At 72.5% G+C, this 24,733-nt stretch carries 23 protein-coding genes; 12 read left to right on the forward strand and 11 right to left on the reverse strand.

Annotated elements, in window-relative coordinates:
• The first annotated feature begins 403 nt into the window (after nt 1-403).
• Complete coding sequence (locus ACFY3I_RS00005) at nt 404-853, forward strand: type II toxin-antitoxin system PemK/MazF family toxin (protein WP_365286139.1); 450 nt, start codon at nt 404-406, stop codon at nt 851-853.
• Between the two features lie 45 nt (nt 854-898).
• Here the strand turns inward: ACFY3I_RS00005 and ACFY3I_RS00010 are convergent, their stop codons facing one another.
• Complete coding sequence (locus ACFY3I_RS00010; protein WP_390858615.1) at nt 899-1,729, reverse strand: TIGR02452 family protein; 831 nt, start codon at nt 1,727-1,729, stop codon at nt 899-901.
• Between the two features lie 279 nt (nt 1,730-2,008).
• On the opposite strand from ACFY3I_RS00010, the gene egtA reads away from it, so the two are divergent.
• From egtA to egtD, 4 genes are read left to right on the forward strand one after another with little or no spacing between them, the layout of a single operon-like run.
• The gene (gene egtA, locus ACFY3I_RS00015; RefSeq protein ID WP_390858616.1) at nt 2,009-3,337 is read left to right on the forward strand and encodes an ergothioneine biosynthesis glutamate--cysteine ligase EgtA; all 1,329 of its coding nucleotides are present in this window, start codon (nt 2,009-2,011) and stop codon (nt 3,335-3,337) included.
• The gene (gene egtB, locus ACFY3I_RS00020) at nt 3,334-4,662 is read left to right on the forward strand and encodes an ergothioneine biosynthesis protein EgtB (protein WP_390858617.1); all 1,329 of its coding nucleotides are present in this window, start codon (nt 3,334-3,336) and stop codon (nt 4,660-4,662) included. Before egtA ends, egtB begins: the two co-directional genes overlap by 4 nt.
• A complete protein-coding gene (gene egtC / locus ACFY3I_RS00025; RefSeq protein ID WP_390858618.1) occupies nt 4,662-5,474 on the forward strand; it encodes an ergothioneine biosynthesis protein EgtC in 813 nt (270 codons plus the stop codon). The genes egtB and egtC overlap by 1 nt, the downstream gene beginning before the upstream one ends.
• Nucleotides 5,471-6,433: an L-histidine N(alpha)-methyltransferase gene (gene egtD, locus ACFY3I_RS00030; protein WP_365286149.1), complete on the forward strand. Its 963-nt coding sequence runs from the start codon at nt 5,471-5,473 to the stop codon at nt 6,431-6,433. The genes egtC and egtD overlap by 4 nt, the downstream gene beginning before the upstream one ends.
• A 9-nt stretch (nt 6,434-6,442) precedes the next feature.
• Here egtD and ACFY3I_RS00035 read toward each other — a convergent pair whose 3' ends face one another.
• Both ACFY3I_RS00035 and ACFY3I_RS00040 read right to left on the reverse strand, forming a co-directional pair.
• Complete coding sequence (locus tag ACFY3I_RS00035; RefSeq protein ID WP_390858619.1) at nt 6,443-7,672, reverse strand: extracellular solute-binding protein; 1,230 nt, start codon at nt 7,670-7,672, stop codon at nt 6,443-6,445.
• 169 nt (nt 7,673-7,841) lie between these two features.
• Nucleotides 7,842-8,333, reverse strand: coding sequence for an FBP domain-containing protein (locus ACFY3I_RS00040; RefSeq protein ID WP_390858620.1), 492 nt, complete (start codon nt 8,331-8,333; stop codon nt 7,842-7,844).
• A 71-nt stretch (nt 8,334-8,404) separates the two neighbouring features.
• Here ACFY3I_RS00040 and ACFY3I_RS00045 point away from each other — a divergent pair, with 71 nt between their 5' ends.
• The 3 genes from ACFY3I_RS00045 to ACFY3I_RS00055 all read left to right on the forward strand — a co-directional run bounded on the left by ACFY3I_RS00045 (nt 8,405) and on the right by ACFY3I_RS00055 (nt 10,478).
• The gene (locus tag ACFY3I_RS00045; RefSeq protein ID WP_390858621.1) at nt 8,405-8,992 is read left to right on the forward strand and encodes a TetR/AcrR family transcriptional regulator; all 588 of its coding nucleotides are present in this window, start codon (nt 8,405-8,407) and stop codon (nt 8,990-8,992) included.
• Between the two features lie 4 nt (nt 8,993-8,996).
• Complete coding sequence (locus ACFY3I_RS00050; protein ID WP_390858622.1) at nt 8,997-10,199, forward strand: GDSL-type esterase/lipase family protein; 1,203 nt, start codon at nt 8,997-8,999, stop codon at nt 10,197-10,199.
• Nucleotides 10,200-10,262: 63 nt separating this feature from the next.
• A complete protein-coding gene (locus tag ACFY3I_RS00055) occupies nt 10,263-10,478 on the forward strand; it encodes a dodecin (protein ID WP_365286158.1) in 216 nt (71 codons plus the stop codon).
• A gap of 21 nt (nt 10,479-10,499) precedes the next feature.
• Here ACFY3I_RS00055 and ACFY3I_RS00060 read toward each other — a convergent pair whose 3' ends face one another.
• Entirely contained in the window at nt 10,500-10,991 is a 492-nt protein-coding gene (locus ACFY3I_RS00060) for a hypothetical protein (RefSeq protein ID WP_390858623.1), read from the reverse strand.
• 268 nt (nt 10,992-11,259) lie between these two features.
• On the opposite strand from ACFY3I_RS00060, the gene ACFY3I_RS00065 reads away from it, so the two are divergent.
• Complete coding sequence (locus ACFY3I_RS00065; RefSeq protein ID WP_390858624.1) at nt 11,260-12,258, forward strand: LLM class flavin-dependent oxidoreductase; 999 nt, start codon at nt 11,260-11,262, stop codon at nt 12,256-12,258.
• Here the strand turns inward: ACFY3I_RS00065 and ACFY3I_RS00070 are convergent, their stop codons facing one another.
• Nucleotides 12,259-14,730, reverse strand: a complete 2,472-nt coding sequence (locus tag ACFY3I_RS00070; protein ID WP_390858625.1) for an ATP-dependent Clp protease ATP-binding subunit — start codon at nt 14,728-14,730, stop codon at nt 12,259-12,261.
• A gap of 162 nt (nt 14,731-14,892) precedes the next feature.
• On the opposite strand from ACFY3I_RS00070, the gene ACFY3I_RS00075 reads away from it, so the two are divergent.
• Together ACFY3I_RS00075 and ACFY3I_RS00080 are read left to right on the forward strand one after the other, a co-directional pair.
• Complete coding sequence (locus tag ACFY3I_RS00075; RefSeq protein WP_365286166.1) at nt 14,893-15,087, forward strand: antitoxin; 195 nt, start codon at nt 14,893-14,895, stop codon at nt 15,085-15,087.
• Nucleotides 15,088-15,156: 69 nt separating this feature from the next.
• Nucleotides 15,157-17,490, forward strand: coding sequence for an ATP-binding cassette domain-containing protein (locus tag ACFY3I_RS00080; RefSeq protein ID WP_390858626.1), 2,334 nt, complete (start codon nt 15,157-15,159; stop codon nt 17,488-17,490).
• A gap of 61 nt (nt 17,491-17,551) precedes the next feature.
• Here the strand turns inward: ACFY3I_RS00080 and ACFY3I_RS00085 are convergent, their stop codons facing one another.
• The 5 genes from ACFY3I_RS00085 to ACFY3I_RS00105 form a co-directional block, all read right to left on the reverse strand.
• Entirely contained in the window at nt 17,552-18,415 is an 864-nt protein-coding gene (locus ACFY3I_RS00085; RefSeq protein ID WP_390858627.1) for a lysophospholipid acyltransferase family protein, read from the reverse strand.
• Nucleotides 18,415-19,188 (reverse strand): GNAT family N-acetyltransferase, encoded by a 774-nt coding sequence (locus ACFY3I_RS00090; protein WP_390858628.1) that lies wholly within the window; start codon nt 19,186-19,188, stop codon nt 18,415-18,417. Before ACFY3I_RS00090 ends, ACFY3I_RS00085 begins: the two co-directional genes overlap by 1 nt.
• A 309-nt stretch (nt 19,189-19,497) precedes the next feature.
• Nucleotides 19,498-20,247, reverse strand: coding sequence for a succinate dehydrogenase/fumarate reductase iron-sulfur subunit (locus tag ACFY3I_RS00095; RefSeq protein ID WP_390858629.1), 750 nt, complete (start codon nt 20,245-20,247; stop codon nt 19,498-19,500).
• Nucleotides 20,244-22,193 carry a fumarate reductase/succinate dehydrogenase flavoprotein subunit gene (locus tag ACFY3I_RS00100; protein WP_390858630.1) on the reverse strand — a complete coding sequence of 650 codons (1,950 nt, stop codon included), beginning with the start codon at nt 22,191-22,193 and terminating at the stop codon, nt 20,244-20,246. The genes ACFY3I_RS00095 and ACFY3I_RS00100 overlap by 4 nt, the downstream gene beginning before the upstream one ends.
• A gap of 2 nt (nt 22,194-22,195) precedes the next feature.
• Nucleotides 22,196-22,867: a succinate dehydrogenase gene (locus tag ACFY3I_RS00105; RefSeq protein WP_390859396.1), complete on the reverse strand. Its 672-nt coding sequence runs from the start codon at nt 22,865-22,867 to the stop codon at nt 22,196-22,198.
• 119 nt (nt 22,868-22,986) lie between these two features.
• Here ACFY3I_RS00105 and ACFY3I_RS00110 point away from each other — a divergent pair, with 119 nt between their 5' ends.
• On the forward strand, nt 22,987-23,871 hold the full coding sequence (locus tag ACFY3I_RS00110) for a LysR substrate-binding domain-containing protein (RefSeq protein WP_365286176.1): 885 nt from the start codon (nt 22,987-22,989) through the stop codon (nt 23,869-23,871).
• 118 nt (nt 23,872-23,989) lie between these two features.
• Here the strand turns inward: ACFY3I_RS00110 and ACFY3I_RS00115 are convergent, their stop codons facing one another.
• Nucleotides 23,990-24,667: an alpha/beta fold hydrolase gene (locus tag ACFY3I_RS00115; RefSeq protein ID WP_390858631.1), complete on the reverse strand. Its 678-nt coding sequence runs from the start codon at nt 24,665-24,667 to the stop codon at nt 23,990-23,992.
• Between the last annotated feature and the right edge of the window lie 66 nt (nt 24,668-24,733).

A 24,733-nucleotide genomic window follows, 5' to 3' on the forward strand; every position in this document is an offset into this window, starting at 1 on the left:
ATGAGCTGGAAGTATGCGGCCCGCTCGCGGGTCATCCTTCGCCCGCCTCCGGGCCCCCGGTTCTCCCGGATCTCGAAGTCCATTGCATCCCCTGAGCTGGGGTGTTGCAACGACCACTAGAACTCAAGCGGTCCGGGGGCATCCGCGTGTCCGCTCCTGTTCGTCGAGCCGCCGCAGCAACTCCGGCAGGGCGGTCCGTTCCGCCGCCGTCGGGGCGACCCGGCGGACCCGCCCGCCGCCCGTCCGAAGGCCTTCCCCCCGGGACCGGTCCGAGCCGGTTCACGTACCGGCCGCCTCCGACGCACGGAATGTGCCGACGTCACGGCCGAGTTGATCGAGACGGGGCCGCGCCGAACCGGCACCCCGCGTGTTCTCGCAGGCCGAGGCCCCTTAGGGTGCCTTCGTGACTTCGCTTACCGACGACGAGAACATCCCCGGCCGCTACGGCCCGACCGCGACCACCGAGGCCGACCCGCGCCAGGTCGGCAGGGTGCGCACCGAATACTCCCCCGCCCACGACGGCGACCCCGATCCCGGTGAGATCGTGTGGACCTGGGTGCCCTTCGAGGAGAACGACGGGCGCGGCAAGGACCGTCCGGTGCTCGTCGTCGCCCGGGAGGCGGCCGGCACGCTGCTCGCCGTGCAGCTGTCGAGCAAGCGGCACGACAACGACCGTGAGTGGGTGGCGATCGGCAGCGGCCCCTGGGACCGGTCGGGACGCGACTCCTGGATAGACGTGGACCGCGTGCTGAGGCTGCACGAGGACGGCATGCGCCGGGAGGCGTGCGCACTGGACCGGGGCCGCTTCAACCTCGTACGCAACCGACTGCACGAACGCTACGGCTGGCAGTGAGCCGCCGGTGCTGCGACCTCCGGCAGACCCTTCAGGTCGCCAGCACTAGCCGCCGAGGGCGGCGGTCTGCGAGAACGCCTCGGTGAAGGCGGCCCGGACCGCCGACCCCGGCGTACGGTCCAGGATCCCGAACACCACGTGCTCGAAGGTCACCGCGAACCGTCCGCCGGCCCCCAGCAGCCCCAGGAAAGCCCCGGCGACCTGCCGCGGGTCGTTCTGGAAGACACCGCAGCCCCAGGCGCCGAGCACCAGCCGTCGGTAGCCGTGCGCGGCGGCCACCTCCAGGACCCGCTCGGCGCGTCCGGCGAGGGCGCCCGGCAGTTCACCGGCGCGCTCCGGCGCCGTACGGCGGATCACGCCCGCGTTGGGCGCCGCGGACGTCAGGAAGCCGGCCCGGTAGGGCTCCGCGAGGAGAGCGCCGCGGTCGTCCCGGAAGACCGGCACCGCCGGGGAGTGGATCACCCGGTCCGAGTAGAACGGATCGCGGTGGTCCCGGTGGTGGTCGTAGAAGGCACGGGCGTGCAACTGGCAGGCGTACAGGGCGGAGGCGCGGCACAGGGCCTCCTCCTGCGCCTGGGCGCCGTTCAGATATCCGCCGCCCGGGTTGCGGGCCGAGGCGAAGTTCAGGACCGCGACCGGGGCGTCGGCCAGCCGGCGGGCGGCCTCCAGGCTGCTCTCGCCGGTGACCTCGACGGCCGTCCGTACCGCGGCCGCCGCCGGAACCGGCACCGGTTCCGGGCCGTGGATCCGTGTCCCGGCCTGTGCGGCGGCGATGTCCGCCGCCAGCGGAACCTCGCGGCCGTCGGGCGTCAGGTAGGCCCCGGAAGCCACGATCCGTTCGGTCTCCTGGGCGATCCCGCGCAGGCGCGCGCTCATGGCGCCACCCCCGTGGACGCCATGGCCGCGGCCCGCGCGATCTCCCCCGTCGTGCTCATACGGCCATCCTGGGCGATGCTGGTAATCCGGTGCAACGGAGTTTCCCGCGCCCGAAACGGTGCCGGAACCTGCGAGGAAGCAGAGGTTACCGATCTAGAACGTCCCGATAGGTGCCCTTGTGCGAATCGGCGCGAAGGTCTTGGGTGGGACGGACGATGCCGTCCCGGCCCCATCCACGACCGGGCCGGCGGCATGGTGGAATCTCAGGAGGATCCCTACATGTCCGACTCGATATCCGACGGCGGCGACTGTACCGACGGGTCGGTGAAGACCGACTTCTCGGACGACCGCACCGCTGTCACCGAGGCCGAGGTGGAGGCCCTGGTCAAGGGCATCTGCTTCAAGACCGGCCCGCCCCGCACGGTCGGGGTCGAAGTGGAATGGCTGGTCCAGGAGCTGCGGCGACCGCGGCTCCGCGTGACACCCGAACGACTCGAAGCGGCCTACGCCGCACTGCGCACGGTGCCCCTGGGGTCGGCGCTCACCGTCGAACCCGGCGGTCAGCTGGAGCTCAGCTCGCCGCCCGCCGCCTCCCTGACGGAGTGCATCGGCACCGTCTCCGCCGACCTGGACGCCGTACGTGCGGTCCTCGCCCGGCAGGGCCTCGGCCTCGTCGGCGCAGGTCACGAACCCTGGCACACCCCCCGCCGCTTCCTGCGCGAACCGCGCTACGAGGCGATGGAGAGATGCCTGGACCGCACCGGTCCGGCGGGCCGCCACATGATGTGCTCCTCGGCCTCCGTACAGGTCTGCCTGGACGCCGGTCACGAGGAGCCCGGTCCGCTGGGACACACCCGGCGCTGGTGGCTGGCCCACCAGCTGGGCCCGGTCCTGGTCGCCGCCTTCGCGAACTCCCCCCTGGTGGGAGGCCGCCCCACCGGCTGGGTCTCCACCCGCCAGCTGCTGTGGATGGAGATCGGCGCGGGCCGCGCGGGAGCGCCCCCGCTGACCGGCGACCCGCGCGCGGCCTGGGCCCGGCACGTGCTGGACGCACCCGTGATGTGCCTGCGCCGGGACGGCGGCCCCTGGGAGGTGCCCGAGGGCCTCACCTTCCGGGAGTGGACCCGGTCCGGGTCGCCCACCAGGGCCGACCTGGCCTATCACCTCACCACGCTGTTCCCGCCGGTCCGGCCGCGCGGTCACCTGGAGCTGCGCATGATCGACGCGCAGCCGGGCGACGATGGCTGGATCGTGCCGCTGGCGGTGACGACGGCGCTGTTCGACGACCCGGAGGCCGCCGAGACCGCGTACCGGACGGTGAAACCGCTGGCCGAACGGGGCCGGGCGCGGGTCGCCCCGTTCAACGCGCTGTGGATCGACGCGGCCCGTACCGGCCTCGGCGACCCGGAGCTCCACGAGGCCGCCGTCGCCTGTTTCGCGGCGGCGCTGGAGGCCCTGCCCCGCCTCGGCGCGGCCCCCGCGGTCGTGGCCGCCGTGGCGGAGTACACCGACCGGTACGTCCGCCGCGGCCGCTGCCCGGCCGACGACCTGCTGGACCCCCTGCGCGGCACACCGAGCCGCGCCCACGGGAAGGACATCCCCGCATGACGGCCCCCGAGACGGACATCGACATCGAGACCCTGCGGGACCGGGCCCTGAAGTCCCTGACCGCGGCCCGGGACCGCACCACGCTCCTGACCAGCTGTGTGGAGGGACCCGACCTCACCGCACAGCACTCCCCGCTGATGTCCCCGCTGGTCTGGGACCTGGCGCACATCGGCAACCAGGAGGAACTCTGGCTGCTGCGCAACGTCGGCGGCCGGGAGGCGATGCGCCCCGAGATCGACAGTCTCTACGACGCCTTCGAGCACCCGCGCTCGGAACGTCCCACGCTGCCGCTGCTGCCGCCCGAGGAGGCCAGGCGCTACGCGGCGGAGGTGCGCGGCCGGGCTCTGGACCTGCTGGAGGGCTCGGCGTTCAGCGGTGGCACCCGGCTGACGGAGGCGGGTTTCGCCTTCGGGATGATCGCCCAGCACGAACAGCAGCACGACGAGACGATGCTGATCACCCATCAGCTGCGCAGGGGCCCCCAGGCCCTGACCGCCCCGGACCCGGACCCGGCCCCGCCATTCGCCGGGCCGTCCGAAGTCCTGGTCCCCGGCGGCCCGTTCACCATGGGCACCTCCACCGAGCCGTGGGCGCTGGACAACGAGCGCCCCGCGCACCGGCGGGAGGTCGCGTCCTTCTGGATGGACACCACCCCGGTGACCAACGGCCGGTACCTGGCGTTCATGGAGGACGGCGGCTACGAGAACGAGCGCTGGTGGACGCCCGAGGGCTGGGCGCACATCCGGCAGCACTCGATCAAGGCCCCGCAGTTCTGGCACCGGGAGGGCGGCCAGTGGCTGCGCCGCCGGTTCGGGGCGACCGAGGTGGTGCCGCCCGAGGAGCCGGTGCTGCACGTCTGCTGGTACGAGGCGGACGCCTACGCCCGCTGGGCCGGGCGCCGGCTGCCCACCGAGGCCGAGTGGGAGAAGGCCGCCCGGCACGACCCCGGCGAGAACCGGTCACGGCGCTACCCCTGGGGCGACGCCGAACCGGCGCCGGCCCACGCCAACCTGGGCCAGCGTCACCTGCGCCCCGCCCCGGCGGGCAGCTATCCGGAGGGCGAGTCACCGCTCGGCATACGGCAGTTGATCGGTGACGTCTGGGAGTGGACGTCCAGCGACCTCCTCCCCTATCCCGGCTTCACCGCCTTCCCGTACAAGGAGTACTCGGAGGTGTTCTTCGGCCCCGAGTACAAGGTGCTGCGCGGCGGTTCGTTCGCCGTGGACTCGGTGGCCTGCCGGGGGACGTTCCGCAACTGGGACTACCCGATCCGGCGGCAGATCTTCTCCGGCTTCCGCACCGCCCGTGACGCGGAGCGCGCCTGATGTGCCGCCACCTGGCCTATCTGGGACCCGAGGAACCGCTCGGCCGGCTCCTGGTGGACCCCGGACACTCCCTGTACCGCCAGTCGTGGGCACCCCGGCGGCAGCGGCACGGGACGGTCAACGCCGACGGTTTCGGCGTCGGCTGGTACGCCCGCGAGGATCCGCAGCCGGCCCGCTACCGGCGGGCCGGGCCGATCTGGGCCGACCGGTCCTTCGCCGACCTGGCCCGGGTGGTGCGCACCGGCGCGCTGCTGGCGGCCGTACGGGACGCCACGCTCGCGGGTGCGGACGGGGAGGCCGCGGCGGCGCCGTTCGCCGCGGGCCGCTGGCTGTTCAGCCACAACGGGTCGGTCCCCGGCTGGCCGCAGGCCGTGACGTCCCTGGTCCCGCTGCTGCCGGCCGCCGACCTGCTGTCGATGGAGGCACGCACCGACTCGGCGTTCGTCTGGGCGCTGGTACTGCACCGGCTGCGGTCCGGCGCTCCGCCGGGCACCGCCCTCGCCGAAACGGTTCTTCAGATCGCCGAGGCGGCCCCGGCCGCCCGGCTGAACCTGCTGCTCACCGACGGCGCGACCATCGCGGCCACCGCCTGGGGCGACAGCCTCTGGCACCTCTCGGAACCCGGCCGCACCGTCGTCGCCTCCGAACCGTACGACGACGACCCGCGCTGGCGGGAGGTCCCCGACCGCAGCCTGCTCGTCGCGACCGACCGGGGCGTCACCCACGCCCCGGTCGGGGAACCGGTCGAGAACCTGGCCGGGAACGCGGTCGAGGCCCCGGCATCCGCATCCCCGAAGGAGCCCTGTACGTGAGTCCCTTCCGTGTCACCCGCACCCTTCCCGAGGACGCGACGGACGCCGCGCTGCGCGCCGATGTCCTCAACGGCCTCACCGCCACCCCCAAGACGCTGCCGCCGAAGTGGTTCTACGACGCCCGGGGCAGCGAGTTGTTCGAGCGGATCACCGAGCTGCCCGAGTACTACCCGACCCGGGCCGAACGGGAGATCCTGCTCGCCCGGTCCGGTGAGATCGCCGCCGCGAGCGGTGCCCGCACCCTGGTGGAGCTGGGCTCCGGCTCCTCGGAGAAGACGCGTCTGCTGATCGACGCGCTCACCTCCCTGGAGGTGTACGTGCCGGTCGACGTCAGCGAGAGCGCGCTGACCCAGGCCGGGCAGGCGCTCGTGGCGGAGCGGCCGGCGCTGTCCGTGCACGCCCTGATCGCCGACTTCACCGGCCGGATGACCCTGCCCGAGACGCCGGGGCCGCGGCTGGTGGCGTTCCTCGGCGGCACGATCGGGAACCTGCTGCCCGCCGAGCGGGCCCGGTTCCTGGCCTCGGTGCGGGCGCTGCTCGCGCCGGGTGACGCGCTGCTCCTCGGCACCGACCTGGTCAAGGACGAGGAGACGCTGGTCCGGGCGTACGACGACGCGGCCGGGGTGACGGCCGAGTTCAACAAGAACGTCCTGGCCGTCGTCGACCGGGAGCTGGACGCCGACTTCGATCCGTCGGCCTTCGACCACGTCGCCCTGTGGGACGCGGACGAGGAGTGGATCGAGATGCGGCTGCGTTCGCGTGTGGCGCAGACCGTGAAGGTGCCGGCGCTCGACCTGGCCGTGGACTTCGCGGCGGGCGAGGAGCTGCGCACCGAGGTCTCGGCGAAGTTCCGGCGGGACGGGGTGACCGCCGAACTGGCGGCCGCGGGACTCGCCCTGACCGAGTGGTGGACCGACGCGGAGGGCCGCTTCGCGCTCTCCCTGAGCGTGGCCCGCTGACCCGTCGGCTCACCCGAGGTTCGGGTCGAGCAGTTCGGTGATCTCGCGGGAGGCGCGGCGGGCCTCGGCCTCGGGGTCCGCCCCGCCGAGCACCTTGCTCATGTAGCCCTTGATCGGGTTGTCGGCCTCGACCGCCGGCCAGTCCGGCGAGTGGGGGGTCGCCCGTCCCCGGGCGGCCCCCGCCGCCATGGCGGCGACCCCCTCCGACCCGGCGACCGCCCCCGCCAGCGTGGTCTTGTTGGGCACGTAGTTCATGGTGCGGGCCAGGTCGGCGTCCCACTTGGCACCGGTCAGGGCGCCGACGACGGCGGTCGCGTCGTAGGGCCGGTCGGTGTTCTGCGGTACGACGAGGTCGGAGCCGCCGGTGAAGACGGCACCGGGGTGGCCGGCGGTGCGGCCCGGCACCGGGAAGTAGCCGATCGAGTCCTTGAGTTCGGGGTTGTCCTGCACGATGGACTGGGCGAGGCCGGGCACCGCGATGACCTGTGCGACCCTGCCTCCCGCGAACACCCGGGCCTGGGGCGGGTGTTCCTCGTCGGCGTCGGCGGGACCGTCGCCAAGGGCCTGGAGCCGCCGGTAGAAGTCCATCCCGCGCAGCGCGGCCGGGGTGTCCAGGGCGCCCTTCCAGCCCGCGTCCGTCTGCACGGCGAGGTCGCCGCCCTCGTCCCAGACGAACCCGGAGAGCGTGTACCAGTCCTGTCCGGCGAGGTAGATCCCCTGGTTGCCGTCCGAGTCGAGCTTTCCGGTGTCGGCCAGCCACTCGTCGCGGGTCCTGGGCGGGGAGGTGATGCCGGCCTTCTCGAAGAGGTCCTTGCGGTAGATGACCACGCGGTTGGCCGCGTACCAGGGGATGCCGTACTGGCGGGAGTCGTCCCGGCCCGGTTCGGCGAGGCCGGGCAGCCAGTGCTCCTTGCCCCAGTCCCGCATGGACTCCAGGGTGAGGTCGGTGAGCCGGCCGCCCTCGACGTACTGCGGGACCTGGGTGTTGCCGACCTCGATGACGTCGGGGGCGTCCGCGGAGTCGGACCTGAGAGCCGCCTGCACCTTGTCCACGATCCCGGTCCACTGCTGGATGCGGATGTCCAGGCGGATGTCGTCGTGGGTGCGTTCGAAGTCGTCGGTGAACCGGCGCAGGAACTCCGGGGACGCGCTGTTCTGCATCAGCCACACCGTGACGGTGTGCCGTCCGCCCGACCCGCCCGGCAGGACACCACAGGCGCTCAGCAGCGCGGCGGACACACAGACGAGGGCAAGCGGGCGACGACGTCTCACGAGGGGGGTCCAGTTCTGTCTGGCGGACAGGGGAAATGGCCCGACGTGGGGGAACGAGCACAGTGACTCGTACGGGTGTACGGGATTTTGGTACAGACCAATACGCAGGGTCAAGGCCCGTAAGCGGAACGCGGCTTCACGCCGTGACCCTGGCGACGAAGGCCGTCAGGTTGGCGACGGTCCGCCGGACCTTCTCCTCCAGGGTGAGCGACTCGGGCAGCCGGGCCCCGGGGCCGGCGTCCTTCCTGCCCCGGACGTACAGGGGACACGCGAGGTCGTCGCAGATGTAGACGCCGACGGAGTTCCCCTGCTGCCCCGCCTTGCCCGCCTTCGCGGCGACCATCAGCGACACGCCCCCGGTGTGCGCGGTCAGGCATATCGAGCACATGCTGCGCCGGGCCTGCCAGGAGGCGGCACCCGAGGAGCGCAGGGCCAGGGCCACCGGACCGCCGTCCGCCTCGACGGCCAGGTAGGCCCGGTCGGGCGCCTGGGGATCGCGCCAGCCGAGGAAGTCCAGGTCGTCCCAGGGCCGGTCGGCCAGGTCGTGGGGGACGAACAGGCGCTTGGCCTCGCCCTTTGTGCAGTTCACGAAGGCGGTGCGGATCTCCCGCTCGGTCAGTGGTCTCATGAGTCGCAGGCTAATTTGCCTAAATGGTTTAGGCAAACGCATTATTGTCATCGCCAGGAAGGAGGCAGGTTATGGCCAGAGTGGGGCTGACCCCCGAGCGACTGACCATGGCGGGAGCGGAGCTGGCCGACGAGGTCGGCTTCGGCCAGGTGACCGTCTCGGCGCTCGCCCGGCGCTTCGACGTCAAGGTCGCGAGTCTGTACTCGCACCTGAGGAACTCCCAGGAGCTGAAGACCAGGATCGCCCTGTTCGCACTGGAGGAACTCGCCGACCGGGTCTCCGACGCCCTCGCGGGACGGGCCGGCAAGGACGCCCTGGCCGCCTTCGCGAACGCCTACCGCGACTACGCGCGGGAACACCCCGGCCGGTACGACGCCGCCCGGCTCCGGCTCGATCCCGAGACGGCGGCCGCCGGCGCCGGGGTGCGGCACGCCCAGATGACACGGGCGATCCTGCGCGGCTACGACCTGACGGAGCCGGACCAGACCCACGCGGTCCGCATGCTGGGCAGCGTCTTCCACGGCTACGTCAGCCTGGAACTGGCCGGAGGCTTCGAGCACAGCACCCCCGACGCGCGGGAGTCGTGGGCGTGGATCGTCGACTCCCTCGACGCCCTGCTGCGCGGCCACACCACCCGCACCCGCACGTCGACAGGCTGAGGCGATGAACACCGGACCCACCGCACACCACTGGATCACCACCCCCGTCACCGCGGACCTGCTGCGCGGCTTCCTCGACCTGGAAGCGACCGCGGACGGTCTGCTGCCGCACCGGCTGCCCGCCCGGGCCCGCCGGCAGATCCCGGACGAGCAACTGGCCCTGGCCGAGGCCCAGCCCTCCGGCGTACGGCTGGTCTTCCGCACCCGGGCCACCGCCGTCGAACTGGACACCCGGCCCACCAAGCGGGTGTACCGGGGCTTCCCGGCCCCGCCCGACGGGGTGTACGACCTGCTGGTCGACGGCCGCCTCACGGCCCAGGCCACGGTGCCCGGCGGCAACACCCACACGATCACCGACATGTTCACCCAGTCCGCCGAGCTGGCCGAAGGGCCGTCCGGCACCGCCCGGTTCACCGCGCTGCCCGCCGGTGACAAGCACGTCGAGATCTGGCTGCCGCACACCGAGGTCACCGAACTGATCGCGCTGCGCACCGACGCCCCGGTCGAACGGGTACCGGACAGCGGACGCAGGGTGTGGCTGCACCACGGCAGTTCCATCAGCCACGGCTCCAACGCCACGCATCCCACCGGCACCTGGCCCGCCCTGGTGGCCGCCCGCAGCGAAGTGGACCTGGTGAACCTGGGGTTCGGGGGCGGTGCGCTGCTGGACCCGTTCACCGCGCGCGCGATGCGGGACACTCCGGCGGACCTGATCAGCCTGAAGATCGGCATCAACGTCGTCAACACCGACGCGATGCGCCTGCGCGCCTTCACCCCCGCCGTGGACGGCTTCCTCGACACCCTGCGCGAGGGACATCCGACCACCCCGCTGCTGGTCGTGTCGGCCCTGCTGTGCCCGGTCCAGGAGGACACCCCCGGCCCGCTCGCGCCCGACCTCGAAGGCGGCACCCTGCGGTTCCGGGCCACCGGCGACCCGGCCGAGCGAGCGGCCGGGCGCCTGACGCTCAACGTCATCCGCGCCGAACTCGCCCGCCTCGTCGAACGGCGGGCGGCCGACGACCCGAACCTCCACCACCTCGACGGCCGTGACCTGTACGGCGAACGGGACCACGCGGAGTTCCCGCTGCCCGACGGCGTCCACCCCGATCCGGCGGGACACCGGCGCATCGCCGAGAACTTCGCCCGGCTCGCCTTCGGCGCCGGCGGCCCCTTCGCCGCGGGGGCGGGCGCGGCCGGGGCGCGATGACCGACGCCTCGCGCTCCGCGTCCGGATGCGGCACCGTGGAGTGACGACGAGAGGAGCATCGCGATGCCGAACCACACCTACCGGGTCACCGAGATCGTCGGCACCTCCACCGAGGGCATCGACCAGGCCATCCGCAACGGTGTCGCACGCGCCGACCAGACCCTGCGCAACCTGGACTGGTTCGAGGTGACCCAGGTCAGGGGCCAGATCGAGAACGGACAGATCGAGCACTACCAGGTGGGCCTCAAAGTGGGCTTCCGCATCGACGAAGAGGGCTGAGCCCGGTCGGCCGCGCCGCGCTCAGGTCCGCCCCTCCCCCTCCTGGGCCTGCTCCAGCGCGGCCGACCGGTCGGCCCAGCGGGCCCGCACCACCGCGAACCCGGCGCGTTCGGCGGCGTCGCACACCAGCTCGTCGTCGTCGACCAGGACGCGCACCTCACGGCGTTCGGCGAGGCGGCCCAGGATCTCCAGCTTGGTCTGCCGGGCGGGTCTGCGGTCGCCACCGCGCCGCATGTGCAGCCGCCCTTCGGGCAGCCCGTGGGCGGCCAGCCAGTCCAGCGTGTCGCGGCGGCACCGCTCGGGCCGCCCGGTGAGATAGACGATCTCGCATTCCGCCGCGCTCGCGAGGGCCCGTGCGACCCCCTCCGCGAGCGGCGGATCGTCCGGCGCCGCCGCGAAGAACGCGTCCCAGTCGCGCGGCCCGCGCTCCAGGAACCGCTGCCGGTGCGCGGTGTCGGCGAGGGTGTTGTCGATGTCGAACACCGCGATGGGACGCTTGCTGCTCTCGGTCACCCGGCAACCCTAGTGCTGCGACCGGGAAGGTTCACCGGCTCGCGACGCCCGGCACGGCACCTCGCCGCGTTGTCGCACCACCCGAGTACATCCAGTACGCGGGCGATGCTCCGCTACATCCAGTACGCGGGCGATGCTCCGCCTTGCGACGCACCGCACCGGACGCCGCGAGCCTTCCGGCAAACCTTCCCGGTCACAGCACTGGCCGGACCCCGGCGGCGCCGGCCCGCGGCGGGAATCCTGGGGCCGCCGCGCTGTTGAACCCACTGTGAACGCACTGATCGCCCGGACCCGGTTCTCCGTCCTCGACCGCTCGCGCACCAGGGAGGGCCACTCCCCGGCCGAGGCCCTGCGGGACACCGTGGCGCTGGCGCGGGAGGTGGAGGCGCTCGGCTACCACCGGTTCTGGGTGTCGGAGCACCACGGGGTGCCCGGGGTGGCCGGTTCGGCGCCCACCGTGCTGGCCGCCGCCGTCGCCGCCGCGACCCGCACCGTCCGGGTCGGCACCGGCGGTGTCATGCTGCCGAACCACCGTCCCCTGGTCGTGGCCGAGCAGTTCGGGGTGCTGGAGTCGCTGTTTCCCGGACGGATCGACATGGGGCTCGGCCGGTCGGTGGGTTTCACCGACGGGGTCCGCAGGGCGCTCGGGCGGGACAAGGACGACGCCGAGGACTTCGCGGCGCAGCTCGACGAGCTGCTCGGCTGGTTCGAGGGCACCTCGCCGACCGGGGTGCGGGCCCGCCCCTCCGAGGGTCTTCGGGTGCCGCCGTTCGTGCTCGCGATGGGCGAGGGCGCGGACATCGCGGCCCGCGCCGGGCTGCCGATGGTCATCGGCGACCTGCGCGACCGGGAGCGGATGCTCCGGGGCGTCGACCGCTACCGCGACCGATTCCGTCCCTCCCCCTGGGCGACCGAACCGTACGTCGTGATCTCCGGGACCGTCGCCGTCGCCGACACCGCCGAGGCGGCCCGCCGGCTGCTCGTCCCGGAAGCCTGGTCGATGGCTTACGCCCGTACCCACGGAACGTTCCCGCCGCTGCCCCCGGCCGGGACGGTCGAGGGCCGGGAGATGACCGCGAAGGAGCGCGGCCTGTACGAGTCCGGTCTCGGCGGACACCTCGCCGGTACCGCGGAGCTGGTCGCGGACGCGCTGGCGGCGGTCCTGAAGGAGACCGCCGCCGACGAGGTCCTGGTCACCACCAGTACGTACGACCGTTCCGCCCTGCTGGACTCCTACCGGCGGCTGGCCGCGATCCTGAATCCCTGATCAGACCTCCGCCGGGTGGTCGGAGCGGATCACGATCGCGCCGTCCGCCGCGTCCACCACCGCCCGGTCGCCCGCCGTGAGCTGTCCGGACAGCAGCAGGTCGGCGAGGCGGTCGTCCACCTCGCGCTGGATGGTGCGGCGCAGCGGGCGGGCGCCGAAGTCGGGTTCGTGGCCGAGGTTGGCGAGCAGCTCCGCGGCCGCGTCGGTGACTTCGAGGCCGACCTCCTGCGCGTGCAGGCGGCGCCGGGTGTGTTCCAGCAACAGGTTCACGATCTGCCGCAGTTGGGTGCGGTCCAGGCCGCGGAAGACGATGATCTCGTCGATGCGGTTGAGGAACTCCGGCCGGAAGTGCTGCTGGAGGGCGGGCATCACGGCCTCGCGGACCTTCGTGTAGTCCTCGGTGCCGGCGGCCAGGATGCGGTCGGCGCCGATGTTCGACGTCATGATCACGACGGTGTTCTTGAAGTCGACGGTGCGGCCCTGGGCGTCGGTGAGCCGGCCGTCGTCCAGCAGCTGCAGCAGGGTGTTGAAGACGTCCGGGTGCGCCTTCTCCACCTCGTCCAGCAGCAGCACGGCGTACGGCTGCCTGCGTACCGCCTCGGTGAGCTGGCCGGCCTCCTCGTGGCCGACGTATCCGGGCGGGGCGCCGACCAGACGGGAGACCGTGTGGCGTTCCTGGAACTCGCTCATGTCGAGGCGGATCATGCGGTTCTCGTCGCCGAAGAGGGCGGCGGCCAGGGCGCGGGCCAGTTCGGTCTTGCCGACACCGGTCGGACCGAGGAAGAGGAAGCTGCCGACCGGGCGATTGGGGTCGCTCATGCCGGCCCGGGCGCGGCGGACCGCGCGGGCCACGGCGGTGATCGCCTCGTCCTGGCCGACGACCCGCTCGTGCAGGTGCTCCTCCAGCTTGATCAGCCGCTCCCGCTCCTCCTCGGTGAGCTGGGCGACCGGGATGCCGGTGGTGCGCGAGACGACCTCGGCGATGTCCTCGGCGGTGACCTTGGGCGCGTGTTCGTCGGCCGTGCCCTCATGCTGCAGCTCGGCCTCGGTCTCCTTGATCCGGTCGCGGAGTTCCTTGGCGCGCTCGTACTCCTCGTCGGCGACGGCCTGGTCCTTCTCCCGGCTCAGGGCGGCGATCCGGTCCTCGATGTCCCGGGTGTCGGTGGGCGGCGTCTTCGAACGCAGCCGGACCCGGGCGGCGGCCTGGTCCATAAGATCGATCGCCTTGTCCGGCAGGAAGCGCGAGGTGATGTACCGGTCGGAGAGCTCGGCCGCCGCGACCACCGCCTCGTCGGTGATCCGGACCTGGTGGTGGGCCTCGTAGCGGTCGCGCAGCCCGCGCAGGATCTCGATGGTGTCGTCGACGCTGGGCTCACCGACCAGGATGGGCGCGAAGCGGCGTTCCAGGGCGGCGTCCTTCTCGATGTGCTTGCGGTACTCGTCGATCGTGGTCGCGCCGATCAGGTGCAGTTCCCCGCGGGCGAGGGCGGGCTTGAGGATGTTGCCGGCGTCCAGGGAGCCGTCACCGCCTCCGCCGGCTCCCACCACGGTGTGCAACTCGTCGAGGAACAGCACCAGTTGGTCGCTGTGCTCGCGGACCTCGTCGAGGAGCTTCTTCAGCCGCTCCTCGAACTCGCCCCGGTACTTGGTGCCGGCCACCATGCCGGCGAGGTCGAGGGAGACGAGCCGCTTGCCCTCCAGGGTCTTGGGCACGTCGCCGGTGACGATCCGCTGGGCGATGCCCTCGACAATGGCGGTCTTGCCGACGCCGGGGTCTCCGATCAGGACGGGGTTGTTCTTGCCGCGCCGGGAGAGCACCTCGATGGTCTGCTCGACCTCGTCGTCCCGCCCGATCACCGGGTCCAGGCGGCCGGCCCGGGCGTCCTCGGTGAGATCACGGCCGTACTCGTCGACGGTCGGCGTGGTGCTCGGCGCCTTCCGCTCCGTGGTGCCCTCGGCCGGCATCCGGGTCGGCTCCCAGCCGCTCTCGGCGAGCGCGCGGCCGGCGGTCGACTCCGGGTTCGCGGCGAGCGCGCGCAGCAGGTGCTCGGGACCGATGTAGGAGGAACCCTCGGCCCGTGAGATCTGGTAGGCGTCCAGCAGGGCGCGCTTGGCGGCCGGGGTGAGCGTGGTGGGCTCCGCCTGGTCGCCGCCGCCGTGGCCGGCGGTGAGCCGCTCGCGCAGCTGGTCGGGATCCGCACCGGCCTCGGCGAGAAGCCGCCGGGTGGAGTCGTGCGTCGTGGCCGCCGCCAGCAGATGTCTGGCGTCCAGCTCGTCGTTGCCCTCGCTGCCGGCGAGCTCGCGGGCCTCGGCCACCAGCTCGCGGGCCCGCTCGGAGAGCAGGCTTCCGATGTCGACGCGCTGCGGACGGCGGGCCGGTGCGCCCGGTCCCGGTCCACCGAAGAAGCGGGACATCAGTTCGTCGAAGTCCTCGAAGGGACTGCGTCCGTATCCGAAACCGGGAGTGCTCATGGGGCCCGGGCCTTTCTGGGTCAGCTCTGCGGTCGGCGGGATTCCGCATCTTCCAACCTCGCACAGGCGGGTCGGGCCCGCACGGGGACGCCTGCCGAGATGCGGACCGGGCCGGGGCCGGTGACGCTGGTGGGGAAGCCTCAACCAGCGAGGAGGGCTGCCATGTCCATGCTGGACAAGCTCAAGGGGATGCTCAAGGGCCACGAGGACCAGGCCAGACAGGGCGTCGAAAAGGGCGGCGACATGATCGACCAGCGGACCGGCAACAAGTACCAGTCCCAGGTCGACACGGGCCAGCGGAAGGCGTCCGACTACATTGACCAGGAGCGGAACCGGAACAACCCTCCGCAGCCCTGACGGCCCGCACGGACCGGACTCGCGGGGCGGACACCTGCCCGGCGAGTCGTCCGTACGGAGTCCTCACCGATGCACAGCCCCCACGATCCCCACGTCCGCGTCCGCGGCGCCCGTGAGCACAACCTCCGGGGCGTCGACGTGGACATTCCCCGGGACGTGCTCGCGGTCTTCACCGGTGTGTCCGGCTCGGGGAAGTCGTCGCTGGCGTTCGGCACGATCTACGCCGAGGCCCAGCGACGCTACTTCGAGTCGGTGGCCCCGTACGCGCGCAGGCTGATCCACCAGGTGGGGGCGCCGAAGGTGGGGGAGATCAGCGGGCTGCCGCCGGCGGTCTCGCTCCAGCAGCGCCGTTCGGCCCCGACCTCCCGTTCCTCGGTCGGGACGATCACCAGCCTCTCCAACTCGCTGCGGATGCTCTTCTCCCGAGCCGGGAACTACCCGCCCGGCGCGGCTCGGCTCGACTCCGACGCGTTCTCCCCCAACACGGTGGTGGGCGCCTGCCCCGAGTGCCACGGCCTCGGACTCGTCCACCGCACGACCGAGGAACTGCTGGTCCCCGACCCGTCGCTGTCGATCCGCGACGGGGCGATCGCCGCCTGGCCCGGTGCCTGGCAGGGCAAGAACCTGCGGGACGTGCTGGACGCCCTCGGTCACGACGTGGACCGGCCCTGGCGCGAGCTGCCCGCCGAGGAGCGGGAGTGGATCCTGTTCACGGACGAGCAGCCGGTGGTCACCGTGCACCCGGTCCGGGACGCCGACCGCATCCAACGGCCCTACCAGGGCACGTACATGAGCGCCCGCCGGTACGTCATGAAGACCTTCTCGGACTCCCGGAGCCCGGCGCTGCGGGCGCGGGCGGAGCGGTTCCTGACGAGCGCGCCCTGCCCGGTGTGCGGTGGCACCAGGCTGCGGCCCGAGGCACTCGCCGTGACCTTCGCCGGCCGGACGATCGCCGAGCTGGCGGCCGTGCCCCTGACCGAGCTGGCCGGCCTGCTCGACGGCCCCTCCTCGGAGACCGCGCGGGTGCTCACCGACGACCTCACGGCCCGCATCGCCCCGGTCGTCGAACTCGGCCTCGGCTACCTGAGCCTGGACCGGGCGGCGCCCACGCTCTCGGCCGGTGAACTCCAACGGCTGCGCCTGGCCACGCAGTTGCGCTCCGGCCTGTTCGGTGTCGTCTACGTGCTGGACGAACCGTCGGCCGGACTGCACCCGGCGGACACCGCGGCACTGCTGACGGTGCTGGCGCGGCTGAAGGAGGCCGGGAACTCGGTGTTCGTCGTGGAGCACCACCTGGACGTGGTGCGCGGCGCCGACTGGCTGGTCGAGGTCGGGCCGGGCGCCGGCGAGCACGGCGGCCGGGTGCTGTACAGCGGGCCGGTGGCACGGCTGGCCGAGGTCGCGGAGTCCGCCACCGCCCGCTACCTGTTCGCGGCGGGACCCGCCCCGGCCGGCCCGCCGCGCTCCCCCGCGGGATGGTTGAGGGTCGGCCCGGTCACCCGGCACAACCTGCGTGCGGTCACAGCCGAGTTCCCGCTCGGTGTCCTCACCGCCGTCACCGGCGTCTCCGGCTCGGGCAAGTCCACGCTGATCGGCGAGATCACCGGGGAACTCGACGGGGTCGGCCGTCTGGTCTGCGTCGACCAGAAGCCGATCGGCCGCACCCCCCGCTCCAACCTGGCCACCTACACCGGTCTGTTCGACGTCGTACGGAAGGTGTTCGCGGCCACCGACCGGGCCCGGGAACGCGGTTACGGCGCGGGACGGTTCTCCTTCAACGTGGCCGGTGGCCGCTGCGAGACCTGTCAGGGCGAGGGATTCATCAGCGTCGAACTGCTGTTCCTGCCCAGCACCTACGCGCCCTGCCCGGACTGCGGCGGGGCCCGCTACAACCCGGAGACCCTCCAAGTGCCCTACCGGGGGCGGAACATCGCCGAGGTGCTGGACCTGACCGTGGAGCACGCGGCGGAGTTCTTCGCGGACGTCCCCGCGGTTGCGCGCAGTCTCACCACCCTGCTCGACGTCGGACTCGGCTATCTGCGCCTGGGGCAGCCCGCCACGGAGCTGTCCGGCGGCGAGGCCCAGCGGATCAAACTCGCCAACGAGCTGCAGCGCGGGCGGCGCGGGCACACCCTCTACCTCCTCGACGAACCGACCACGGGCCTGCATCCGGCGGACGTCGAGGTGCTGATGCGCCAGCTGCACGGCCTGGTGGACGCCGGACACACGGTGGTGGTGGTCGAGCACGACATGGCCGTGGTGGCGGGCGCGGACTGGGTGATCGACCTGGGGCCGGGCGGCGGGGACCGGGGCGGCCGGATCGTCGCGGCGGGCCCGCCCGACGAGGTCGCCCGGACCGGCGGCAGTGTCACCGCGCCCTACCTGTCCCGGTCCCTCACCTGACGTCCCTCGGCGGTGGTTCGCGGCCCCCGGAGCCCGGGGGCACGCGTCCCGTCCGCGGCGGCTACGGCGTCGCCTTGCTCAGGCTCAGCTGGGAGACGTGCCGCTGCGACCCCTTGCCGGGGCTCACCAGGGCCGCGTGCGTCCAGCCCGGCTCATGGGTCACCGGCTGGGCGGCCCGGGCCAGGGCCCGCCGGTCCGGGTGGCTGCCGGCCGGTATCAGCGGCCGGATGTCCACCTCCGCGACCAGGCCGCGCGTCGACACCACGCGCCACACGGAGGCGAGCAGCGTGTCCTCGCCGACGTAGGCCGGCACGGTGCTGGCCTCGCCCGCTTCCAGCCGGTAGTGCAGCCGCACCGGCTGCACGGGCGCGCCGGCGTCCAGGGCGGCCTGGAACACGGCCCGGCGGAACCGGCCCTGGGCCCGGCCGCACCAGGTGCTGCCCTCGGGGAAGGCGACCACCGCGGCGCCCTCCCCGAGCGCGCCGGAGATCCGGCTCACCGTGTCCGGCAGCGCGCGCAGCCGGTCCCGGTCGATGAACAGCGCTCCGGCGCCGGCCACCAGCGCGCCGGCCACCGGCCACTCCCGGATCTCCTTCTTGGCGAGCATCCGCGCGGGCCGTACGGCCGCGAGCAGCGGGATGTCCATCCAGGAGATGTGGTTGGCGACGAGCAGCACCCCACCGGTGGCCGGGGCGCTGCCGGTGGTCCGGATCCGCACCCCGGCGGCCAGGACGACCAGCCGGGAGAACCGCCGCACCCACGCGGTGGGGATCCGGCCGCCGAGCGGGAGCAGCACGACCGCGACGACGATCAGCGCCAGGACGGCGGTGAACCGCAGCACGGCGCGGGGCAGGACCGCGAGGGACCTGGCGGACTCGACGCAGGCGCCGGGCGTGCACGGCGCGCTGGGCAGCCAGACGCTCATCAGGCCGGGACGAGCGAGAGGAAGTGCCGCAGATAGCGCGCGTTGACCCGGCGCATCGACAGCAGGACGTACATGTCGGCGACCCCGAAGTCGGGGTCGTGGGCGGGCTCGCCGCAGACCCAGGCACCGAGCCGCAGGTAGCCGCGGAGCAGCGCGGGCAGTTCGGCACGGCCCTCCGGGGCCGGCCCCTGGGGCACCCACGGGCGCAGCGGTCGTACCCGCAGCTCCTCGGGGGCCAGGTGCTTGGCCCGCACCCGTTCCCAGGCTCCGGCCGCGAGGGCGCCGCCGTCGGCGAGCGGGACGGAGCAGCAGCCGGCCAGCCACTCGTGGCCGCGGTCGACCATGTAGCGGGCTATGCCGGCCCAGATGAGGCCGATCACGGCGCCGTCGCGGTGCGCGGGGTGCACACAGGAGCGGCCGACCTCGACCAGGTTGGGCCGGATGTCGGCGAGCGGGCCGAGGTCGAACTCGCCTTCGGAGTAGAGGCGGCCGGCGACCGCGGCACGCTCGGGCGGCAGCAGTCGGTAGGTGCCGACGACCTCGCCGGTCAGGGCTTCCCGAATCAGGAGGTGGTCGCAGAACGCGTCGAAGGCGTCCACGTCCAGACCCGGTTCCGGCCCGTCGAGCCGGGCGCCCATCTCTCCGGCGAACACCTGGTAGCGCAGTCGCTGCGCGGCGCGGACGTCGTCCTCGTCGCGGGCGAGCTGTACCAGGTAGCCGGAGTCCCCGGTCGGGGCGGCGAGAGCAGGGGGTGAGGCGGGCATGGCGGTCATGGAGGTCTCCTGCGCCGAGCGGAAGCTGAGGAAATCTGCACCTGCTTTCTTCCTTGGCAGGCTGGACTCGGCGTGACGTGCGCGGGACCCGTGGATGTGCGGCTGCTGAATGCCGGGATTCGGGGGCCGACTCACCCCTGCGCGTGTCCTGATGGACGCGCCGAAGCAACGTTACCGTGACCCGGACGGGCCGTTGCGCGCCCGTGTCACCACGGTCGGTGAACGGCGAAACGGGGCCGGGGAGCACCAGCCCCGGCCCCGCTCGTCCGCACTTGTCGGCGAACGTTCACTCGTGCGCCTCCGGCGGCGCTACCGCTTCCCGGCCTTCCGGGTGGCCCGCAGCCACTCCTTGTTCATGCTCGTGATGGACACCAGCGGAATGCCCTTCGGGCAGGCCGTCGCGCACTCCCCGGTCAGCGTGCAGCCGCCGAAGCCCTCCTCGTCCATCTGCGCCACCATGTCCAGCACCCGCGTCTCCCGCTCCGGCGCGCCCTGGGGCAGCACGTTCAGGTGGTTGACCTTGGCGGAGGTGAACAGCATCGCGGCCCCGTTGGGGCAGGCCGCCACGCAGGCGCCGCAGCCGATGCACTCCGCGTGCTCGAAGGCGAAGTCGGCGTCGGCCTTCGGCACCGCCGTGGCGTGCGCCTCGGGCGCCGCGCCGGTGGGCGCGGTGATGTAGCCGCCGGCCTGGATGATCCGGTCGAACGCGGACCGGTCCACCACCAGGTCCTTGACCACCGGGAAGGCGGCGGCCCGCCAGGGCTCGACGTCGATCGTGTCGCCGTCCTGGAAGGACCGCATGTGCAGCTGGCAGGTGGTGGTGCGCTCCGGGCCGTGCGCGTCCCCGTTGATCACCAGGGAGCAGGCGCCGCAGATCCCCTCGCGGCAGTCGTGGTCGAAGGCGACCGGGTCCTCGCCCTTGAGGATGAGTTCCTCGTTGAGCGTGTCGAGCATCTCCAGGAAGGACATGTCCGACGAGATGCCGTCCACCTCGTAGGTGGACATCGCGCCGTCGGCGTCGGCGTTCTTCTGCCGCCAGACGCGCAGGGTGAGCCTCATGCGTAGCTCCGCTGGGTGGGGTGGACGTACTCGAAGACCAGGTCTTCCCTGTGCAGCACGGGGGCGTCCCCGGTGCCGGTGAACTCCCAGGCGGCCGCGTAGGAGAACTCGTCGTCCCGGCGGGCGGCCTCGCCGTCCGGGGTCTGGGACTCCTCCCGGAAGTGGCCGCCGCAGGACTCGGCGCGGTGCAGCGCGTCGAGGCACATCAGCTCGGCCAGTTCCAGGTAGTCGACGATGCGGTTGGCCTTCTCCAAGGACTGGTTGAACTCCTCGCCGGTACCCGGCACCTTGATCCGGCGCCAGAACTCCTCGCGGATCTGCGGGATGCGCTCCAGTGCCTTGCGCAGCCCCGCGTCGGTGCGGGCCATGCCGCAGAACTCCCACATCAGTTCGCCGAGTTCGCGGTGGAAGGAGTCGGGGGTGCGGTCGCCGTCGACGGAGAGCAGCAGGTTCAGCCGGTCCTCTGTCTCGGCGAGCACCTCCTGGACGACGGGGTGTTCGTCGGTCACCGCGTCCTGGTGGGGGTTGCGGGCGAGGTAGTCGTTGATGGTGGCCGGCAGCACGAAGTAGCCGTCGGCCAGGCCCTGCATCAGCGCGCTCGCGCCGAGCCGGTTGGCGCCGTGGTCGGAGAAGTTGGCCTCGCCGACCGCGAACAGCCCGGGCACGGTGGTCTGGAGGTCGTAGTCGACCCACAGGCCGCCCATCGTGTAGTGCACGGCGGGGTAGATCCGCATGGGTACCTGGTAGGGGTCCTCGTCGGTGATCCGCTGGTACATGTCGAAGAGGTTGCCGTACCTGGCCTCGACCGCCTTGCGTCCCATCCGGGCGATGGCGTCGGCGAAGTCGAGGTAGACGCCCTGCCCGCCGGGGCCGACGCCCCGTCCCTCGTCGCAGACGTTCTTCGCGGCGCGGGAGGCGATGTCGCGCGGGACCAGGTTGCCGAAGGACGGGTAGATGCGCTCCAGGTAGTAGTCGCGCTCGTCCTCGGGGATCTGGTTCGCGGGCCGGGTGTCGCCCTTGGCCTTCGGTACCCAGATGCGGCCGTCGTTGCGCAGCGACTCGCTCATCAGGGTGAGCTTGGACTGGTGGTCGCCGGTGCGCGGGATGCAGGTGGGGTGGATCTGGGTGAAGCAGGGGTTGGCGAAGTACGCGCCGCGCCGGTGCGCCCGCCAGACGGCGGTGGCGTTGGAGTTCATGGCGTTCGTCGACAGGTAGAAGACGTTGCCGTAGCCGCCGCTGGCCAGGACGACGGCGTCCGCGAAGTAGGTGTCGATCTTCCCGGTGATCAGGTCCCGGGCCACGATCCCGCGGGCCCGTCCGTCGACCACGATCACGTCGAGCATCTCGGTGCGCGGATGCATCTCCACGTTCCCGGCCGCGATCTGCCGGCTCAGCGCCTGGTAGGCGCCGAGCAGCAGCTGCTGCCCCGTCTGGCCGCGGGCGTAGAAGGTCCGGGAGACCTGGACGCCGCCGAAGGAGCGGGTGTCGAGCAGACCGCCGTACTCCCGCGCGAAGGGCACGCCCTGGGCCACGCACTGGTCGATGATCTCGACGGAGATCTGGGCGAGCCGGTGGACGTTGGACTCCCGGGCCCGGAAGTCGCCGCCCTTGACGGTGTCGTAGAACAGCCGGTGGACGGAGTCGCCGTCGTTGCGGTAGTTCTTCGCCGCGTTGATGCCGCCCTGGGCGGCGATGGAGTGGGCGCGGCGCGGTGAGTCCTGGTAGCAGAACTGGACGACGTGGTAGCCCTGTTCGGCGAGGGTGGCGCCGGCGGAGCCACCCGCGAGCCCGGTGCCGACGACGATCACCGTGTGCTTGCGCCGGTTGGCGGGGTTGACCAGCTTGGCCTCGAAACGGCGCTTGTCCCAGCGCTCGTTGACGGGGCCGGAGGGGGCCTTGCCGTCGGTGACTGCCTCGCCGGTCGTGTAGTTCGTGTAGTCGGTCATGTTCAGCTCACCACTCCGGTCATGACACCCACGGGTACGGCGATGAAACCGGCCGTGAGCAGCAGCGCGAGGACGTCGGCCGTGGCCTTCAGGGCGCGGTCGCGGGTGCGGCTGCCGACGCCGAGGGTCTGGGCCGCGCTCCAGAAGCCGTGCCGGACGTGCAGGCCCAGCGCGAGCATCGCGACGATGTAGATGACGTTCCCGTACCAGGTGGAGAAGGTGTCCACGACGTTCTGGTAGGGGTGGCCCTCCTGGAAGCCGCCGGAGTGCACGGTGCCGGTGGTCAGGTCGAGGATGTGCCAGACGATGAAGAGGGCGAGGATGATCCCGCCCCAGCGCATGGTCCGGGTGGCGTAACTGGCCCGGGGCCTGCTGTGCACGTACTTGGTGGGCCGCGCCCTGATGTCCCGGCGGCTGAGCTGGTACGCGGACGTGGCGTGCGCGACCACGGCGACGACCAGGGCGATCCGGATGAGCCAGAGCGTCCACTCGTAGTGCATGAACGGTTCGCCGACGGTCCGCAGCCAGTGGGCGTAGTGGTTGAACTCGCCCGCCCCGAAGAAGATCTTCAGGTTCCCGATCACGTGCGCGACCAGGTACAGCAGCATGACCACGCCGCTGACGGCCATCACGGTCTTCTTGCCGACGGAGCTGTCCCACATCGTGCGTGCCATGGACGGTCGTCGGTCCGTCCGCGTTGCCAGAGCCATGCAGGAGACGCTAGAGCCTGCCCACCTGATCGGTCCAAGACATGGACCGGCTTGATTCCATAGCCCGGAGCTATCGTGTAATCATGCAGTTCCAACAGCTTCACTACTTCGTCGCCGTCGCGGAGACCCGCCACTTCACCCGCGCCGCCGAACTGGTCCATGTCGCCCAGCCCTCGCTGTCCCAGCAGATCAAGGCGCTGGAGCGGGAGCTCGGGGCGGACCTGTTCCTGCGGGCCCGGGGCAACATCACGCTCACCGACGCCGGCGAGGCGCTGCTGCCGCTGGCCCGGCGGATCCTCGCGGACGCCGACACCGCACGGCACGAGGTGCAGGAACTGGTGCAGCTGCGCAGCGGGCGGGTGCGGCTCGGGGCGACCCCGAGTCTGTGCACCGGGTTGCTGCCGGACGTGCTGCGCGCCTTCCACGACCGCTATCCCGGCATCCAGCTCCTCATCGAGGAGAGCGGCTCCCACGACCTGGTACGGGAGCTGGCGCGCGGGGCGCTGGACCTGGCGCTGATCGTGCTGCCGCTGCCGCCGGCCTCCCCCGCGCTGACCACGGTGGAGCTGCTGCGGGAGGACCTGGTGGTGGTGTCCTCGCCGGAGGCGACGGTGCCCGGGCGCGGACGGGGCGGGGTCGAGATCTCCGACCTCGAAGGAGAGCGGCTGGTCATGTTCCGGCACGGGTACGACCTGCGGGAGCTGACCGTGGCGGCCTGCCGCTCCGCCGGGTTCGAGCCGGAGTTCGCCGTCGAAGGCGGTGAGATGGACGCGGTGCTGGGGTTCGTGCGGGCGGGGCTGGGGGTGGCCGTGGTGCCCCGGATGGTCGCCGCCCGGTCCGGCCGGGGACTGCGCGTCACCCCGCTGGCCCGGCCGGGACTGCACCGGACGATCGCGCTGGCGCACCGCAGCGACGTCGCTCCGCCGCGGGCCGCACGCGAGCTGCAGCGGATGCTGCTGGAGAGGTGAGGCGCCGGCCACCCACGGCGTGGTCGGTCACCGGCCGGGGTGCGGGGTCCCGCGTGACGGTCACGCGGGACCCCGCACCCCGAGGCGCGTACACCCCGTGAGGCCCGGGCGCGGTGCGTCAGCGCGCCGCCTCCAGGACCGCCTGCGCCACCACCTGAGGCTGGGAGACCATCACCAGGTGACCGGCGCTCTCGGCGACGGTGGTCCTGGCGTTCATGCGCTCGGCCACGAAGCGCTCCAGGGCCGGCGGGATGATCCGGTCGTTCCCGGCGACCACGAAGTGGGTCGGGTGCTCGCGCCAGGCCGGCGGTCCGGAGACGAAACCGAAGCGGGCCACGTCGCTCGCCCCCTGCACCGCGGCCAGCACCCTCGCCCGCGCCGGGTCGACGTCAGGGCAGAAGTACCCGGGGAAGAGATCCTGCGGCAGCGTGAACCTGCCCTGCTTGTCCACGACGAAGTGGGACGCGGACTCCAGCTGCCCGAAGGGCTCGCCGAGACTCTGCGCGCTCTCCCCCTCGTCGGGGGCGAAGGCCGCGACGTAGACCAGGGCGCTCACGTTCGGGGCGTCGTGCGCGGCCTGGGTGATGACGACACCGCCGAAGGAGTGGCCCACGACGACGACCGGCCCCTCCAGTTCGTCCAGCACGCTGCGGACCTTGGCCACGTCGTCGGGGATCGACGACAGCGGCTGCTGGACGGCCACGACGTCGTGACCGGCGGCCTGCAGGAGCGGGACGACCTCGCTCCAGGACGATCCGTCCGCGATGGCACCGTGGACCAGGAGGATGGTACTCATGGCAACTACCTCTCCTATCAGCTGACTCGGGGCTCCCGCGCACTCCCCCGCCGGCGCCGGCCTCGC

Source organism: Streptomyces sp. NPDC001068 (genome assembly GCF_042897315.1).
Taxonomy (GTDB): domain Bacteria; phylum Actinomycetota; class Actinomycetes; order Streptomycetales; family Streptomycetaceae; genus Streptomyces.